Origin of the sequence: Rasiella rasia (genome assembly GCF_011044175.1) — a bacterium.
Classification (GTDB): Bacteria; Bacteroidota; Bacteroidia; order Flavobacteriales; family Flavobacteriaceae; genus Marinirhabdus; species Marinirhabdus rasia.
Genome location: NZ_CP049057.1, coordinates 3,240,963 through 3,258,743, shown reverse-complemented (window position 1 = coordinate 3,258,743; position 17,781 = coordinate 3,240,963). Strand labels below are relative to the sequence as shown.

Genomic DNA, 17,781 nt, shown 5'->3' with positions numbered 1-17,781 from the left:
AGGGACGCAAAGTTACGTAATAAAAAAAGTCACCCCAACTAATGTTGGGATGACTTGTTAATCTATTTATAGGTTTGTATCGCTTACTGCTTTACAATTTTGTAGATGCCTAATTCGCCATCAACAACAACCTTTAAAACATAGGTTCCAACTGTAAGACCTGCAACATTCAATTGAGCATTGCTGCTTCCTACTTTTTGAGACAATACTTCTTGACCTAAGATGTTATAAATAACAGCACTTTCAATTGTACCATTACCAGAACTTAAGTTTAGTTGGTTATCTGCTGGATTCGGGAAATAACTAAATCCTTGAATTACGTTATCATCTGCTCCAAGATAGAAGTCACCATCAATTACGATATCAGTAATACCATCATGATTTGCAACGTACACGTAGTATGCTTGTCCTGCTACAACAGGGATAGAAGCATCTGCTCCAGGTACACACTGGTTATCGAACCAATCTACTAACGTAAGATCTGTTTCTACAGAATCTTCGTCTGGAGCTGTGTAAAAAGTAACTGAAGTATATCCTGCTGGGCTAATTACTTCAGCAGTAGCTGTACCGTTAAGTTCTGGAACAAAATTGTACCAAACTCCTAATACACCAGCATTATCACAAACCGCTGGAGTACCACCTGCTTCTGTTGTAGCTGCTGGCATAGGCACTGCTGGATCTGTGTAAGGAAGTCCTGCCTCATCTACGTCTATAGAATTTGCAATCATATCGTTGAAAGGAGGTACAGGAAGGCAAGATAAGTTAAGAGAGAAATCTCCTGAGCTTGCTGCATTAAAACCATTTACAAGTATATAGTAAGTAGAACTACCATCACTTTGGAATGTTAATTCAGACTGAAGACCGCAAGAATCGTCATTTTCAGCAACACAAACTAAAGCACCACAGTCACCTGAATATACTACTAATTTACTATCGTACGTAGTTCCACCATCACACAATGAAACTGTGTAATCTGTCACTAATCCTGAAGTATCATTAATTACATACCAAAGACCTGGAGCATCATTTCCTCCACCACAATCTGGAACACCAAGATCTGGACTAGCATTTGCAGTAGAACCAACAACGGTTTCTCCACAACTAATAGACCCTGCAATATCACAGTTATCAAAAGGTACAACACAACTAATCTCTAGATTGTATGCGCCAAATTCAGAAGCATCAAAACCTTCAACTGCAATATAATATGTAGATGTTCCGTCTGACGTAAAACTTACTTCAGATTGTAATCCACAAGAATCATCATTGTCTGCAACTACAGCGCCTCCGCAAGAATCGTACACAGTTAATAAAGAATCGAATGCTGTTCCTCCATCACAAAGTGAAATAGTAACTACTTGTTCGAATCCAGTTCCTGTGAAAGAGTACCACTCATCTAAAGAATCGTTAGCACCACCTTGGTCTGTATTGTCTGAAGTATCTCCAGCAACTACATCACCACATGTTAACACAAACGGATCTGTACAAATATCATTTTCAATACACGCACCAAAAAGAAGATTTGAGATTAATTCACCTGATCCTGCAATACCTTCAATTTCAACACGACTTACAGGAACATCTGAAATAAAGCCAAAGAAATTTGCAGTATTTATAGGATTAGTAACTGTGAAAGTATCTATTAGAATGCCTCCAGCATCGAACAAACGTATTTCAGTATCAACATTAGAGTTATTAAAAATGTCGAATCCTGCACTATAAACGTCATCTGGCCCAGTAAAATTTAGAATAGTAAAGTCTGCAAACGAGTTTGCTCCTACATAGTCACTTGGTACTCCTATAAATCCTGTTGTTAACAAAACTGTGAGTCCACCACCACCGCCAGCACCGACGGTAATACTAAATCCTTCTTCTAAAACACCGGCATTATAACATGTACCATCACCAGCATTACTTAATTCTACACCACATGCAGAAACACTGTTTGGACCAAAGTTTGAATCTGCAAAATCTTCCATTGTGAAATCTACTGCACTTGGACATGCAGCTTCAAGGTCACCTAAAGTAGTAAATGTAGTTGCAGATGACGCACAACTTGTACAATCACCCATCACACGAATAGGAGCTCCTTGTTGTGTAAGTGTTCCTGGGTCTTCCATGATTCCCCATGTACCCGCAATAGATTGCATTCCATTTCCTGTTGTTGTTTGACCTAAAATCGCAACAGGTGGTTGCCATGGACCTGAAGTCGCTGTACCACCAATTTGCCAGTCTACCCAGTACGTACCTGCAGCTAAAGATAAGCCTGGAGTATCTACTGTAATTCTGTGAATAGCACGGTCTGTATTTGGACCACTTTCTAATTGTCTGTAGGCTCCACTCCATACTACACTAGTAAGTACGTTAGTAGTAGCATCACCATATATAACAGAGCTACCTGGCAAACTTGGATCTCCGTCCCAAACTTGCATATTAATTTCGTTGATAGTTGGAGGTGCCGTTGGCGTAAAAGATTGATACGCGAAAAACTCCATAGAAGTTACATCATAATCGTCTGCAAGAATAATATCTTCAGCAATTCGGTTATCATTAACAACTTGAACACCGTACCCATAATTTTGCATTAATAGGGTTGTATCTTCCAACAGACTTACATCTGGTGTACCTGCTATACTAAAGTATGGCCCCGACTCGTATGCCAATACTGGCATCTGTCTTGTAGACTCAGGATTATGGTATACAGTACCGTTAAAAGAAGCATTACTGCGTCCCATCTCTCCAGAAAAGGATACTACAGTATTATTAGTCACTCTCGTAGTGACATTTTGGTTTGAAGTAGTGGAAATGCCATCCACTGCTCCGTTTTGCCCAAAGCTCAATGCGCTTATCAACAAAACTGATAAAAAAGTAATTTTTTTCATAATTAATTTGGTTAAAAATTTAACACAAATATAGAAATTCTTCTTTAAGTTCTTAATTATAGCGACATTATAATTAAATGAAGTGACAAAAGCCCATAAAAAAAGTCCTCTCAAAAAAATTGAGAGGACCTTTTTATAGATTAAAGTTTTATTTACTGCTTCACAATCTTGTAGATGCCTAATTCGCCATCAACAACAACTTTCAAAATGTATGTTCCAACGCTTAGGTTAGCTACATTCAATTGAGCGTCGCTACTTCCTACGCGCTCAGACAATACTTCTTGACCTAAGATGTTGTAGATAATAGCACTCTCTATAGTACCACCTCCTGAACGTAGGTTCAATTGATTCTCTGCTGGGTTAGGGAAATAACTAAATCCTTGAATCTCTGTATCTCCAATACCTAAGTAGAAGTCTCCATCGATAACAATATCGGTAACTCCACCTTGGTTTGCTACATACACATAGTATGGCTGACCTGCAGTTACTAATATAGAAGCATCTGCTCCCGGTACACACTGGTTATCAAAGTAATCTACCAATACAAGATCTGTCTCTACTGAATCCTCATCTGGAGCCGTATAGAAAGTAACAGAAGTATAAGCAGCTGGTGTTGTTACACTCGCTGTAGCAGTTCCGCCCATCTCTGGAACAAAATTGTACCATACTCCACGTACACCTGCATTATCACAGTCGGCAGGAGTTCCTCCAGCTTCTACTGTAGCACCAGGCATGTTTACTGCTGGATCTGTGTAAGGGAAGCCTATCTCATCAACATCGATAGAGTTTACAATCATATCGTTTGGTGGAGGTACTGGTGCACAGTTAACTGATAAATCAAAGTTTCCTGTTTGGTTAAATCCATGTACTAAAATATAGTACGTTGAAATACCATCACTCTGGAACTCTACCGTTGAAGTAAAGCCTGTACAGTCATCATTATCATCATTCGCAGCAACACAAACTAAAGCACCACAGTCTCCTGAGTATACTGAAATCTTAGTGTCGAAATCTGCAGCATCACATAAATCTAAGGTAATATCTTGTACAAAACCTGGAATAGGCTCTGTGTAAGAGTACCATACTCCTGGTGATACAACCTCTACTGTTGGTAAAAACGGTGTTGGATCGAAAGTATCATCACAGTTTCCTGCAACAGCATCATCAATAGTGGCAAAATTAGTGCTACCAGATATTACATCTCCACAACTCACGGCAATCGCATCGTCACAAAGGTCATTGGCTGCAACTGGATTACATGAAACTTCTAAACTGAAAGCTCCAGCATCACCTGTTCCAAATCCTTCTACAGCTACAAAATACGTAGTAGTACCATCTGATAAGAAACTTACCTCTGATTGTAATCCACAAGCATCATCGTTTAGGGCGATTTCAACACCACCACAAACATCGTATACTGTTAATCGAGAATCGTATGCTGTTCCTCCATCACATAATGAGAAGGTAACGAACTCAGGATCGCCTGAACCTGTGTAAGAATACCATGCATCTGGAGAATCATTAAATCCGCCAGTGTCTGTGTTTGTACTTGTATCACCTACTTCTACATCACCACATGACATTGCGATAGCATTCATACATTCGTCGTTGGTAACAACCACAGGTATCTCTACCCAAGTTATTTGCTTAAATCCTGCAGGAGCAAATTCTCCTAAAGAAGTAGTTGCCCCAGTTGCAGTATCTACGCTTCTCCATTCTCCATTAAAAATTCCATTATTAAATGCGGCTAAATACATTGTATTGGTATTTCCATCGAAAGAAAGTTCTTGACCAAACTCTGTATCAACTCCAGTTGGCCCCACTAAGGTAGCAACACCTGAAGTTAAGTCTATAGTATATAAAGAATCTGTTGTATTAGATACACTGTAGGCAACATCATTTTCATCAATACCTAACGCAAAATTAAACGCTATACCTGTTGCGCCAATCATGGTGCTCGTTAGTGCTGTTAAATCTACACTGTACAATGTGGAAGTGGCAGTCAAAGAATCAAGTGCCAGGGCGTATACTTGACCAGAGCTATCTACGTCCATAGCTGCCCAAAAAGTTCCTGCTGGGACTGGTAAACTCCCAATGGGTGTGTAAACACCTGTAGTAAAATCAAGGCTACTTACATCGCCATTTTCTCCTAATACAATCCCAAGATTTGAATTTGTTGGATCAACCACGGTGCCACATTCGTAAATTATGGTGGATGGTCCTACAACACTATATCCAGCTGGAGTTGCTATGTCAAAATTAATATATTCGTCATCTATTCCTTCCGCAGCAAATGCCATCCCCGTTGCTGGAGGCGGAGTTGTACCACCTTCCTGAATAACGAGCGAATCGATACCAATATAGTCTGAATTAGATCCAAAAGGTCCCGCATTGGTCACCCAATATCTGAAGGCAACGCGTGTATTTACTGTTCCGGATAGGCCAGATACAGTAGCTGTAAACTGAGTCCACACTTCTGGATACCCCATAGACGCAAGAGTTGGGTTTATCTCTAATAAAAGTTCGGTATAAGAACCTACATCTGTTGAATTTGCAGGATCTGTATCTGCTCCTGTAGGATCTATACGTACTTCTAGTCTATCAGGGAAATCAAAGCCAGGAGTCGTTTCTGTAGATCGGCTCCAGAAAATGATTTCATCCCCATTCTCTAAATCAAGTGGCGGGGTTATCATAAAGTTATTGATAACAGATCCACCTGTATTATTAAAGTTAGCTGCAATGTATTCTGTTGGTGCTCCAGATTGAGCTGGGAATACACCATCATTTCCTTGAAGCCAATCTGTAGCTCCTGGGGCATCACTAACATTAATTAAATCATATCCCGCACCAGGCAATGTTGTAATATCTACAAAATCTTCTGTAAGTAATACCGCCATACGTTCTCCAGAAGTTGAATTTAAATGCCCTCTTAACATTTGTAATTCAACTGGTGTAAACACATCTGTGGGTACTAAATTAGTGCTTGTATCTAAATTGTTGTAGCGCTCCAACACATCTGCCATGGATACAGTTGGTGTACTTGGTTGTACTGTTCGCGAACTATTTACATTTGTTGTCTGAGACTGCACAGCAAATATGCTACACAACATAAGACCCATTAACATGGTAATTCTTTTCATAATAAATTGGTTTTGGTTATTGAAAACTTCAGTAAAGATATGAAAAACATGGTAGCTAACAAGTTATCAGTACATTAGAAATTTCAAAAAAAAAGCCACCTCAATTTTGAGGTGGCTTAGTCATTATTAATTTATGATCTAAAGCTTACTGCTTTACAATCTTGTAGATGCCTAATTCGCCATCAACAACAACTTTCAAAATGTATGTTCCAACGCTTAGGTTAGCTACATTCAATTGAGCGTCGCTACTTCCTACGCGCTCAGACAATACTTCTTGACCTAAGATGTTGTAGATAATAGCACTCTCTATAGTACCACCTCCTGAACGTAGGTTCAATTGATTCTCTGCTGGGTTAGGGAAATAACTAAATCCTTGAATCTCTGTATCTCCAATACCTAAGTAGAAGTCTCCATCGATAACAATATCGGTAACTCCACCTTGGTTTGCTACATACACATAGTATGGCTGACCTGCAGTTACTAATATAGAAGCATCTGCTCCCGGTACACATTGGTTATCAAAGTAATCTACCAATACAAGATCTGTCTCTACTGAATCCTCATCTGGAGCCGTATAGAAAGTAACAGAAGTATAAGCTGCTGGTGTTGTTACACTCGCGGTAGCAGTTCCGCCCATCTCTGGAACAAAATTGTACCATACTCCACGTACACCTGCATTATCACAGTCGGCAGGAGTTCCTCCAGCTTCTACTGTAGCACCAGGCATGTTTACTGCTGGATCTGTGTAAGGGAAGCCTATCTCATCAACATCGATAGAGTTTACAATCATATCGTTTGGTGGAGGTACTGGTGCACAGTTAACTGATAAATCAAAGTTTCCTGTTTGGTTAAATCCATGTACTAAAATATAGTACGTTGAAATACCATCACTCTGGAACTCTACCGTTGAAGTAAAGCCTGTACAGTCATCATTATCATCATTCGCAGCAACACAAACTAAAGCACCACAGTCTCCTGAGTATACTGAAATCTTAGTGTCGAAATCTGCAGCATCACATAAATCTAAGGTAATATCTTGTACAAAACCTGGAATAGGCTCTGTGTAAGAGTACCATACTCCTGGTGATACAACCTCTACTGTTGGTAAAAACGGTGTTGGATCGAAAGTATCATCACAGTTTCCTGCAACAGCATCATCAATAGTGGCAAAATTAGTGCTACCAGATATTACATCTCCACAACTCACGGCAATCGCATCGTCACAAAGGTCATTGGCTGCAACTGGATTACATGAAACTTCTAAACTGAAAGCTCCAGCATCACCTGTTCCAAATCCTTCTACAGCTACAAAATACGTAGTAGTACCATCTGATAAGAAACTTACCTCTGATTGTAATCCACAAGCATCATCGTTTAGGGCGATTTCAACACCACCACAAACATCGTATACTGTTAATCGAGAATCGTATGCTGTTCCTCCATCACATAATGAGAAGGTAACGAACTCAGGATCGCCTGAACCTGTATAAGAATACCATGCATCTGGAGAATCATTAAATCCGCCAGTGTCTGTGTTTGTACTTGTATCACCTGTCTCTACATCACCACATGACATTGCGATAGCTCCTGAACACTCATCGTTGTTAGCACAAGTACCAATATAAGTAGCAACAACATCGTTTACAGTATCCAAAGTCCAAGTCACACCACCATCTAATGAAAAATGTAGGTTGTTGGCTACAGATGATACAGAAGTAGCTCCCCATCCGGCATCATTATTGTCACTTGCAAAAATGTACATGCTTACCCAATATTCTGTAGTTGTCCCTGGCTGACCACTTAAAGAAAGTCCGCCCATATCAAATGACACATCATATATGTCAAATCCAAAATTTGAACCTACATTTGTTTGTGAATCAGGTGCAAGACCAGCAAATGTAGTTATTACATTACCTGTATCAGGAGATCCTGCTGCATCTCCATATATAGTAATATCTACCGAAAGAATAGTTTGTCCTGGATTAACCCAAATCTCTGTCAACATAGTGTCTAGAGTAAAATCGCTATCTGCGGGAACGGTTAAATCACCAGCAATTACTTGATCCGGAAAGGTTCCAGGAGAACTAAAGAATGCATTTTCAAAAGCATTCGTAAGGTTTTCACCTCCACATACTGGCGGCAAGCCTACGCCACACACTAAACCAGATTCAGTAGCATCTGTACCACCAGCTAAAGTACCCGTAGTGGCAACAACACCACTACACGAAACTTCCCAAGTTGGTGTATTGTCGTTGAATGTACCTATAGATTCAATAAAGAATTCTAAAGGGCTTGAACTAGTGTTCACCATTAAAGTTTCTGAACCTCCTGTAGCGATTGGACCTCCACTTAGAATTGCAACACCTAGATCATCTCTAAGTTCCCATGAAACTTCATCACCAAATCCAGGTACGGAAACAGTAACAGTCCAAATATCTCCACCTTCTGGAGTATCTCCTGGCAAAGGTGTAAATGCGTTGTGATACATTGGCAAGTTCGCCAATCTTTCAGTTGGAACATCTTCAATAGTGATTCGGCTAGTTTCCCGAACACTTTCTTGAGCAAATCCCAAAGTACATGCCAGTAAGGCAATAAGAATTGTAATTTTCTTCATAATTAAAAATTTAGTTATAGATTATAGTAACTACTAATATACACATTAATCGGTTTCTAGTATAAGTTTGAAAATAATTCTACTCCATTAGTTAATAAATCAAGGGATTATCAACAATAAAAAGCCACCTCAATTTTGAGGTGGCTTAGTCATTATTAATTTATGATCTAAAGCTTACTGCTTTACAATCTTGTAGATGCCTAATTCGCCATCAACAACAACTTTCAAAATGTATGTTCCAACGCTTAGGTTAGCTACATTCAATTGAGCGTCGCTACTTCCTACGCGCTCAGACAATACTTCTTGACCTAAGATGTTGTAGATAATAGCACTCTCTATAGTACCACCTCCTGAACGTAGGTTCAATTGATTCTCTGCTGGGTTAGGGAAATAACTAAATCCTTGAATCTCTGTATCTCCAATACCTAAGTAGAAGTCTCCATCGATAACAATATCGGTAACTCCACCTTGGTTTGCTACATACACATAGTATGGCTGACCTGCAGTTACTAATATAGAAGCATCTGCTCCCGGTACACATTGGTTATCAAAGTAATCTACCAATACAAGATCTGTCTCTACTGAATCCTCATCTGGAGCCGTATAGAAAGTAACAGAAGTATAAGCTGCTGGTGTTGTTACACTCGCGGTAGCAGTTCCCCCCATCTCTGGAACAAAATTGTACCATACTCCACGTACACCTGCATTATCACAGTCGGCAGGAGTTCCTCCAGCTTCTACTGTAGCACCAGGCATGTTTACTGCTGGATCTGTGTAAGGGAAGCCTATCTCATCAACATCGATAGAGTTTACAATCATATCGTTTGGTGGAGGTACTGGTGCACAGTTAACTGATAAATCAAAGTTTCCTGTTTGGTTAAATCCATGTACTAAAATATAGTACGTTGAAATACCATCACTCTGGAACTCTACCGTTGAAGTAAAGCCTGTACAGTCGTCATTATCATCATTCGCAGCAACACAAACTAAAGCACCACAGTCTCCTGAGTATACTGAAATCTTAGTGTCGAAATCTGCAGCATCACATAAATCTAAGGTAATATCTTGTACAAAACCTGGAATAGGCTCTGTGTAAGAGTACCATACTCCTGGTGATACAACCTCTACTGTTGGTAAAAACGGTGTTGGATCGAAAGTATCATCACAGTTTCCTGCAACAGCATCATCAATAGTGGCAAAATTAGTGCTACCAGATATTACATCTCCACAACTCACGGCAATCGCATCGTCACAAAGGTCATTGGCTGCAACTGGGCTACATGAAACTTCTAAACTGAAAGCTCCAGCATCACCTGTTCCAAATCCTTCTACAGCTACAAAATACGTAGTAGTACCATCTGATAAGAAACTTACCTCTGATTGTAATCCACAAGCATCATCGTTTAGGGCGATTTCAACACCACCACAAACATCGTATACTGTTAATCGAGAATCGTATGCTGTTCCTCCATCACATAATGAGAAGGTAACGAACTCAGGATCGCCTGAACCTGTATAAGAATACCATGCATCTGGAGAATCATTAAATCCGCCAGTGTCTGTGTTTGTACTTGTATCACCTACTTCTACATCACCACATGACATTGCGATAGCGCCTGCACATTCGTCATTTGATACTGCAACTGCACCTGAAATCGCAACAATACCTAACTCAGCACAATTTGCATTTACAGCCCCTAATGGCGTAGCTGTTCCCGTAGTTACATCTACAGAAGCCCATTCATTTACACCTCCACCGATGTAGGCACCCATATATAATATGTTGGTAGCTGGATCGAAATCGGCATCTTGCGCAAAACTAATATCAATTCCTAGTGGTCCAATTAACGTTGCAGCACCTGTAGTAAGGTCCATGCTATAAAAATTATCTAAACCAATATCAGCCATATATGCATTTCCATCATTGTCTATCGCTAACCAAATTCCTATAAGACCAACAATAGTCGATGTTCCTACTTCAGTTAAGGTTCCGGTTGCTAAATCTACAGTGTAAAGCGTTACGTCATCACCAAGACCACTTAACAAATACATAGTACTTGTTGAGTTATCCCAAGCGAGACCACGTGTATTATGACCAGCAACAATATTTGTTAATGGCCCTACCGTAGTTTCTGCTCCAGTTGTTGGATCAACAGTAATTAATGAAAGTGTATCGTTATCCATTGCATACAAAGTTCCACTTCCATCATAATCACCACTAAAAATAGAAGTACTAGAAGTTCCTACTACATTAATTGTGTAAGGTCCTGCAACATCAAATGTTCCCATATCCATAGAACAAAAACCAGCGTCATAGGCAAAAACATTATCGCCGCCTCCGCCGCCTCCGCCACCACCACCGGTGCCAGGAGGAACAACTTCAACTTCCCAGCCGCAAGTATTCACAACTGTAGTTGATTCAAACAAGAATGTTAAGGCTCCAGTAGTAGAAACAAATACCGCGTCACCTCCATTAGCAGCTATCATACCTGCTAAAGTGTCTGTATCGGCATTTAAGTTACTATCGTATATCATTGGCGATGCCGTATCTGGACCGTCAAAAATTTGAAGAGAATCAAAGGTTCCAAAAACGTTAAATGATAAAAACTCTACTTCCAGGTCTGTTCCTGTAAGTGTTGTAGTTGTGAAACACCCACAGTTTGGGTAATCTCCAGGGTTACCTGAAGACGTTGTAGTACAATCACCTCCAGGACCTCCATTAACTCCGTCGGTTGGATCGTAAAAGAAGTCACCTACAACTACTGCAAATGATTCAGTAAGCCCAGCATTTGGAATGATATTCGCCATTCTAGTACTGGTACTATTTTGTTGTCTGTAGTATTGCTGAAGCGCAATTCGTTCTTCAAGCGAGAACACTTGCGTATCTGCCAAAGGTGAAGAACCTGTAGCAGCTAGTCTATCTAATAGCTCTTGAACATTAACGTCAGAATTTTCGACAGCATTTGCTGCTTGAATTTCGGACATTTCGGCCGGGGTTTGCGCAACCAACGTGCTTACCATTAAGCACATAATTGCCCACAAATAAGTAGTTTTTTTCATAATAAATTTTAGAATTAATTAATAACCCTTAAAAATATCTAAAAAAAACGGTTTATCAGCTAATAATTCGATTATATGAGTATTATTTCGACAACTAACATGCAAACAACATCTTACAGTTCAAATTACCCTACAAATACTCGATTTAAACTATAAAAATAGCTATTCTTGATTGTTTACAAAGGTATCCATGACCATATCACTCACCCCCATATTGCTAAAGCCACCATCATTGAAAAGATTCTGAAGGGTAACTCGTTTTGTCAAATCGCTAAACATAGCCACAGTATAATTAGCACAGTCTTCTGCAGTAGCATTTCCTAGCGGTGACATTTTTTCGGCATAGGCAATAAAGCCATCAAAACCTTTTACGCCTTGACCAGCAGTAGTTGGCGTTGGAGATTGAGAAATTGTATTAACACGTACTTTTTTATCTTTTCCGAAGAAATAACCAAAACTTCTTGCAATAGATTCCAAATAAGCCTTGTTATCTGCCATATCATTATAGTCTGGAAAAACTCGTTGTGCCGCCATATATGTTAACGCTACGATACTCCCCCATTCATTCATAGCATCTTTTTTATAGAGTGTTTGCATCGTTTTATGAAAAGATCCCGCAGAAACGTCCCATCCTTTTTGAGTCCAATCGTAATTTTGGTCGGTATAGTGCCTTCCCTTTCTAACGTTTACAGACATGCCAATAGAGTGTAGCACAAAATCAATTTTACCTCCCAGAATTTCCATAGACTTTTCTACCAAGTTCTCTAAATCTTCTAAACTCGTAGCATCGGCAGGAATGATTTGAGATCCTGTCTTTTCAGCAAGATCATTTATCTGCCCCATTCGCATGGCAATAGGCGCGTTAGTAAGTACAAATTGACCGCCTTCTTCATGAATACGCTCTGCTGTTTTCCATGCGATAGAATTTGCGTCTAGCGCTCCAAAAATGATTCCTTTTTTTCCTTTTAAAAGATTGTATGCCATGGGTATGTTGGTTTAGTGTTTTCTCTAGTTGTTTGACAAATATAAGGCTAATTACGCAATTGCCTTGCATGGGCGAGAGCCGAATCTGTAAGCGTGTGACCCCCTATCATTTGGGCGATTTCTACAATACGCTCGTCTTCAGACAACTGCTTCAACTGTGTTACAGTTATATCGTTTACATCTTCCTTATACACCTTAATTTGTTGATTTCCTTTGGCAGCAATTTGTGGTAGATGCGTAATACTAAACACCTGCATCCCTTTACTCATTTGCTCCATTATAGACGCCATTTGTTGTGCAATCTCACCAGAAACGCCCGTATCGATTTCATCAAAAATTAATGTGGGTAATTTTTTATGCTGTGCTAAAACTGCTTTTATAGATAGCATTATCCTGCTTAACTCACCGCCCGAAGCTACTTTTTGTATGGCCGAAGGCGCCACTCCTTTGTTTGCCGAAAATAACCACTGTAAACTATCTGCTCCTGTTTCTTTAAATTCTGAAACCGGCACTAAATTAAATTGAAAATTCGCATTTGGCAAGCCTAAGTCGCGCAATAAAAACTCTAGCTTTTCTCGTAATTGAGGCAGCACTTCTTTACGCTTTTTTCGAATCTTTTCTGAAATCGTCTTAAGCGATTCTTTTGCCGATTCGATAGATGCTCGCAACAACTCAATTTGCTGCTCCAAATTGCTTGTGGTTTCTATTTTTAGCGCTAAATCTGCTTCAATGGCAAGTAGCTCATCTACAGTCGCAGCACTGTGTTTTTGTTGTAATTTATACAAGGTTTGCAACCGCTCTTGTGTTTGAAATAACTGAGACGGGTCTGCCTCTATAGCATCTGCTTCATTCGTGATTGAATCTGAAATATCTTCCAATTCAATAATCACGCTGTTTAATCGTTCCCATAGAGATTCATATTCTGAAGAAAACCCTTTCAGCTTGTTGAACTGCAATCGAGCCTCCTTTGCTGTTTCTATGCTTCCTATAGGCTCGTCTGCTAAAACACGTAGGGCTGCCGCTAATCCTTCTTGGATAGTTTCTGCATTGTTTAGCTTCTCATATGTTTCTTCTAATTCATCCTGGTCTATCGATCCTAATTTTGCCTCCTCCAGCTCGTTATATAAAAAAGTATGATAATCTAACTCTTTATTTGCCGTCTCTTTTTCTGTAATAAGTTGGGCTAATTCTGCCTGAAGCTTTCTATAGGCTTTGAGACTCTCTCTGTACTCGTGTAGTAACGATTCATTTCCTGAAACCGCATCAACCACTTCTAACTGATTTACCTCAGAGAGTAAAGAACGCGTCTCATGCTGACTGTGAATATCTACCAATCGCTCCCCTAATTGTTGTAGCTGACTTAAATTTACAGGAGAGTCGTTCACAAAGGCTCTCGATTTACCGCTTGGTAAAATCTCTCTCCTAATTATAGTATGATCTTCGTAATCGAACGCCAATTGCGCAAAAATTTCAGCAAAACCATAATCTGTAATCAAAAACTCCCCCTCAATAACGCACTTCTTAGCTGCATCTTTCACGCTACTCATTTCGGCACGTTTACCGAGCAATAGCGATAAAGCCCCGAGTAAAATTGATTTTCCAGCACCGGTTTCACCAGTAATTGTAGTGAGACCGTTGGCAAAATCTACCTTCACGTCTTCAATTAACGCATAATTTTTTATGGAAAGTGTGGTAAGCAAGACAGTAATTTTTGTTCTACTAAGATAGCAGAAGTTTGTCTTTCTACAAGCTTAAATGTAATGAAGTATTAAAAACGAATTTCAGCCCATGTACTACGTCTCGTTGGTGCCATTCTATTAAGATTGTCTAATAAATCTACAATATCAACTTTTGGACCTCCACTAAAGATAGCAGCAATTTCGTCGCTTTTTGCATCAAAAAAGGTTCTTAAAATATAAGAATTAGGCCTTCTATCATTAATGCTTTTTAGCATCGCTATAGCCCCACTAACCTTGGACTTAGCCAATTTTTGATTTTCATTCATTACATCCATTCCCTCTCTGTGATACGCGTACATAGCTTCATGAAACTCTCTGTAAACATTACTCAACAATGCATCATTATATCTAAAACGAGACTGGGTACCATCTGTAGCCTTCCATCCTGCAAAATTGCTTGAGGCGGCTGTGTTAACGATTTGTTTTGCCGTTTCAAAATATTCTGCTCCTCCTTCTAACTCGAAGGTATCTGCATCTAGACCAATTACAGTGTAAATATGGAAAGCCAACACCGACATTAAGTTAGAATCGAAAGAATTTATATTAAACGTTAGTGGTTGAAACTCAACATAATCGAAAGAAAACTGTTTATCATTATAGTTGTAGATCGGACTGTCATACGTAGACCCAAATACAGGGCGTGATGCCTGTACTTGCAAGGTTCCTCCAAAAGCATCTCCTTCATAAGAGCTAATAATTAATGTAAAATTACAGTCAATTCGCTCCTGATTAAGATATTTTCTATTGGTCCACTGAGTGTTATTGATAAAATCGGTAAGCTGGCTGCTTAGCGTTCTAAACACCTGCATATTAGGTTGCCCCGTTTGCTCGGCATCTATAGTAACTGTTGCATTTAGTTCTTGTGCTTTTACTGTAAAACACGTTGCTACTATGGCCAATGTAAGTATAAGTTTATGCATGAATCTGTGCTATAATATATTCTAAAATGTCTTTGGCGACTTCTGTTTTTGGTTTAACTGAAAAAGGCACCACTTTATTGTCTTTGGTAACAAAGGTAACTTTGTTGGTATCTCCCTTAAATCCCGCTCCTTTATCTTTTAGCGAATTTAACACAATTAAATCTAAATTCTTTTTTTCAAGTTTGATTTTTGCGTTTTCCAACTCGTTTTGGGTTTCCAGGGCGAATCCTACTAAGAATTGTGAGGCTTTAATTTTTCCTATGGAAGCTAAAATATCTTCCGTTTTTTCTAGCTGAAGCGTTAAAGAACCTTCTTTCTTTTTTATTTTTTCTGAAGCGACAGAAACAGGCCTATAATCTGCTACTGCGGCACTTAAGATGGCAACGTTACAACTATCGAAATGGGCATGCACCGCTTCGTACATTTCTTTTGCCGAAGTAACCGCAATTTTATTCACAAAAGGGTTTCGTAGCGCAACAACCGATGGTCCAGAGACTAAAACCACTTCGGCGCCAAGATTGGCAGCAGCATCTGCAATAGCATAGCCCATTTTACCACTGCTGTGGTTACCAATAAAACGCACAGGATCTATAGCTTCGTACGTAGGACCGGCTGTAATTAACACTTTTTTACCCCGTAACGGTAGATTTTTTGCAATGTCATTCTCTATAAATGCAACTATTGCTTCCGGTTCTGCCATACGTCCTTGCCCAACAAGACCACTGGCTAATTCGCCATGAGTAGCTGGAATTTGAATATTTCCGAAGGAAGCCAACGTAGTAAAAGTAGCTTTGGTAGAGGGGTGCTGATACATATCTAAATCCATAGCCGGCGCATAATACACCGGACATTTTGCAGAAAGATATACAGCAAGTAATAAGTTATCGCAAGTACCATGTGCCATTTTAGACAATGTATTTGCTGTAGCGGGTGCTATTACAAACAAATCAGCCCAAAGGGCTAACTCAACATGGTTATTCCATTGGGCATTTTCATCATCTTCGTTGGTAAACGAAGTGTGTACTTCATTTTTAGAGAGGGTAGAAAGCGTTAGCGGTGTAACAAAGTCTTTGGCAGAAGGGGTCATAACCACCTTTACCTCAGCTCCCGCTTTTACAAACAACCGAACCAAGAATGTTGTTTTGTAAGCGGCGATACCGGCAGTAACGCCAAGTACAATCTTTTTACCGCTAAGCACAGACATCTTTTACTCTTCTATAGTTGCGTCTGCAGTGTTACGGTGGTAGATCTTCTCATCTAACCACTCTTGTACTGCCAAAGAATGTGGCTTAGGAAGTTTTTCGTAGAATTTTGAAACTTCGATTTGCTCTTTGTTTTCAAAAATTTCTTCTAAGCTATCGTTGTAAGTAGCAAACTCATCTAACTTCTCTAAAAGCTCTTTCTTAATGTCTCCATTAATCTGGTTCGCTCTTTTAGCAATAATTGAAATAGCTTCGTAGATGTTCCCTGTAGGTGCATCTACTTTGTTTTTGTCTATCGTTGTAGTGTTGATAGGCGCTTCCGAATTTTTAATATCGCTCATAATGGGTGTATATTAACGTGTAGTGGGTTCTTCTTCCTCAGGAATAATTCGCTCATTAATCTCTCTCAAGATCTCATCTGCCTTTTCTTTATACTCTGAAGTATCGTTTTTATAATATTTATTAAATGCGTTGTAATAGTCTAAAGCTGTAACCAAACGTTCTTGTAACTGACTGGGAACACCAGAGATGGCTCGTTTGTAGCCTGCTTCTAATCTTCCATAAAAGGCTTCTTTTCTATATTCTGATCCTGGGTGGTCCACAATAAAGTTCTCAAAGGCCTCAATAGCTGGAACATAAGAACTAAGGTACCCCGAAATGTTTAAATACTGCAATGCAATCTCGTAATCTTTCTTCTCTAATTTTCCTCGCAACTCTTTTACCAAACTGTTTGCCTCAACTCTATAGTCTGAATTGGGGTAATTATTAATAAACCCCTGCAATTTTTCTAAGGCTTGGTATGTATCTTCTTGAGCAAGAGAATATCTGGGAGACAACTCGTAATAACTCTTTGCCGATCGATACGCTGCAGTCTCTACACTATCGCTTTTAGGATATGAGGTAGCAAAACGCTCAAACTGATAACCAGCTAAATAATAATCTTCTAGATTATAGAACGTATTGGCATAAATATACATTAAACGCTCTGCCTGAGGTTTACCGCGATACGCAGGAACAATTTGCTCCATAAGCTTTAGCGACTTTTTATACTTGCCAAGTTTATACAATGAATCTGCCGCAGCATATTTAGCCGCAGTGTCGTCTGATTTTAAAATTTTCTGATAGTTGCTACAAGAGGCTAACGTCGCCCCAACAACTACTAACAGAAAACTGATTTTTACATATTTAAAAAACATCGTGCAAAAGTAGTGAATTATACGTGATTATAAAAACTTATTAT

10 protein-coding genes are annotated in these 17,781 nt (G+C 39.4%); all 10 read right to left on the bottom strand.

The window, feature by feature from the left end; all coding sequences use genetic code 11:
* Window positions 1-83: 83 nt before the first annotated feature.
* On the bottom strand, window positions 84-2,882 hold the full coding sequence (locus tag G5B37_RS14500; protein ID WP_164680732.1) for a T9SS type A sorting domain-containing protein: 2,799 nt from the start codon (window positions 2,880-2,882) through the stop codon (window positions 84-86).
* Between the two features lie 152 nt (window positions 2,883-3,034).
* The gene (locus tag G5B37_RS14495) at window positions 3,035-6,022 is read right to left on the bottom strand and encodes a T9SS-dependent choice-of-anchor J family protein (protein ID WP_164680731.1); all 2,988 of its coding nucleotides are present in this window, start codon (window positions 6,020-6,022) and stop codon (window positions 3,035-3,037) included.
* A gap of 145 nt (window positions 6,023-6,167) precedes the next feature.
* The gene (locus G5B37_RS14490) at window positions 6,168-8,636 is read right to left on the bottom strand and encodes a T9SS type A sorting domain-containing protein (protein WP_164680730.1); all 2,469 of its coding nucleotides are present in this window, start codon (window positions 8,634-8,636) and stop codon (window positions 6,168-6,170) included.
* 174 nt (window positions 8,637-8,810) lie between these two features.
* Window positions 8,811-11,696, bottom strand: a complete 2,886-nt coding sequence (locus tag G5B37_RS14485; RefSeq protein ID WP_164680729.1) for a T9SS type A sorting domain-containing protein — start codon at window positions 11,694-11,696, stop codon at window positions 8,811-8,813.
* A gap of 162 nt (window positions 11,697-11,858) precedes the next feature.
* Window positions 11,859-12,680 carry an enoyl-ACP reductase FabI gene (locus tag G5B37_RS14480; protein ID WP_164680728.1) on the bottom strand — a complete coding sequence of 274 codons (822 nt, stop codon included), beginning with the start codon at window positions 12,678-12,680 and terminating at the stop codon, window positions 11,859-11,861.
* 47 nt (window positions 12,681-12,727) lie between these two features.
* Window positions 12,728-14,380: a DNA repair protein RecN gene (gene recN, locus G5B37_RS14475; protein WP_164680727.1), complete on the bottom strand. Its 1,653-nt coding sequence runs from the start codon at window positions 14,378-14,380 to the stop codon at window positions 12,728-12,730.
* Between the two features lie 68 nt (window positions 14,381-14,448).
* Entirely contained in the window at window positions 14,449-15,339 is an 891-nt protein-coding gene (gene porD / locus G5B37_RS14470) for a type IX secretion system protein PorD (protein ID WP_164680726.1), read from the bottom strand.
* Window positions 15,332-16,543 carry a bifunctional phosphopantothenoylcysteine decarboxylase/phosphopantothenate--cysteine ligase CoaBC gene (coaBC, locus tag G5B37_RS14465; RefSeq protein ID WP_164680725.1) on the bottom strand — a complete coding sequence of 404 codons (1,212 nt, stop codon included), beginning with the start codon at window positions 16,541-16,543 and terminating at the stop codon, window positions 15,332-15,334. Before coaBC ends, porD begins: the two co-directional genes overlap by 8 nt.
* A 3-nt stretch (window positions 16,544-16,546) precedes the next feature.
* The gene (locus tag G5B37_RS14460; protein ID WP_164680724.1) at window positions 16,547-16,882 is read right to left on the bottom strand and encodes a DNA-directed RNA polymerase subunit omega; all 336 of its coding nucleotides are present in this window, start codon (window positions 16,880-16,882) and stop codon (window positions 16,547-16,549) included.
* 12 nt (window positions 16,883-16,894) lie between these two features.
* Entirely contained in the window at window positions 16,895-17,737 is an 843-nt protein-coding gene (locus G5B37_RS14455) for an outer membrane protein assembly factor BamD (RefSeq protein ID WP_164680723.1), read from the bottom strand.
* Between the last annotated feature and the right edge of the window lie 44 nt (window positions 17,738-17,781).

What these genes read in the sequence shown, in the direction of transcription:
- G5B37_RS14500 (WP_164680732.1), bottom strand. Translation starts at nt 2,882, where the DNA reads ATGAAAAAAATTACTTTTTTATCAGTTTTGTTGATAAGCGCATTGAGC.
- G5B37_RS14495 (WP_164680731.1), bottom strand. Translation starts at nt 6,022, where the DNA reads ATGAAAAGAATTACCATGTTAATGGGTCTTATGTTGTGTAGCATATTT.
- G5B37_RS14490 (WP_164680730.1), bottom strand. Translation starts at nt 8,636, where the DNA reads ATGAAGAAAATTACAATTCTTATTGCCTTACTGGCATGTACTTTGGGA.
- G5B37_RS14485 (WP_164680729.1), bottom strand. Translation starts at nt 11,696, where the DNA reads ATGAAAAAAACTACTTATTTGTGGGCAATTATGTGCTTAATGGTAAGC.
- G5B37_RS14480 (WP_164680728.1), bottom strand. Translation starts at nt 12,680, where the DNA reads ATGGCATACAATCTTTTAAAAGGAAAAAAAGGAATCATTTTTGGAGCG.
- porD (WP_164680726.1), bottom strand. Translation starts at nt 15,339, where the DNA reads ATGCATAAACTTATACTTACATTGGCCATAGTAGCAACGTGTTTTACA.
- coaBC (WP_164680725.1), bottom strand. Translation starts at nt 16,543, where the DNA reads ATGTCTGTGCTTAGCGGTAAAAAGATTGTACTTGGCGTTACTGCCGGT.
- G5B37_RS14460 (WP_164680724.1), bottom strand. Translation starts at nt 16,882, where the DNA reads ATGAGCGATATTAAAAATTCGGAAGCGCCTATCAACACTACAACGATA.
- G5B37_RS14455 (WP_164680723.1), bottom strand. Translation starts at nt 17,737, where the DNA reads ATGTTTTTTAAATATGTAAAAATCAGTTTTCTGTTAGTAGTTGTTGGG.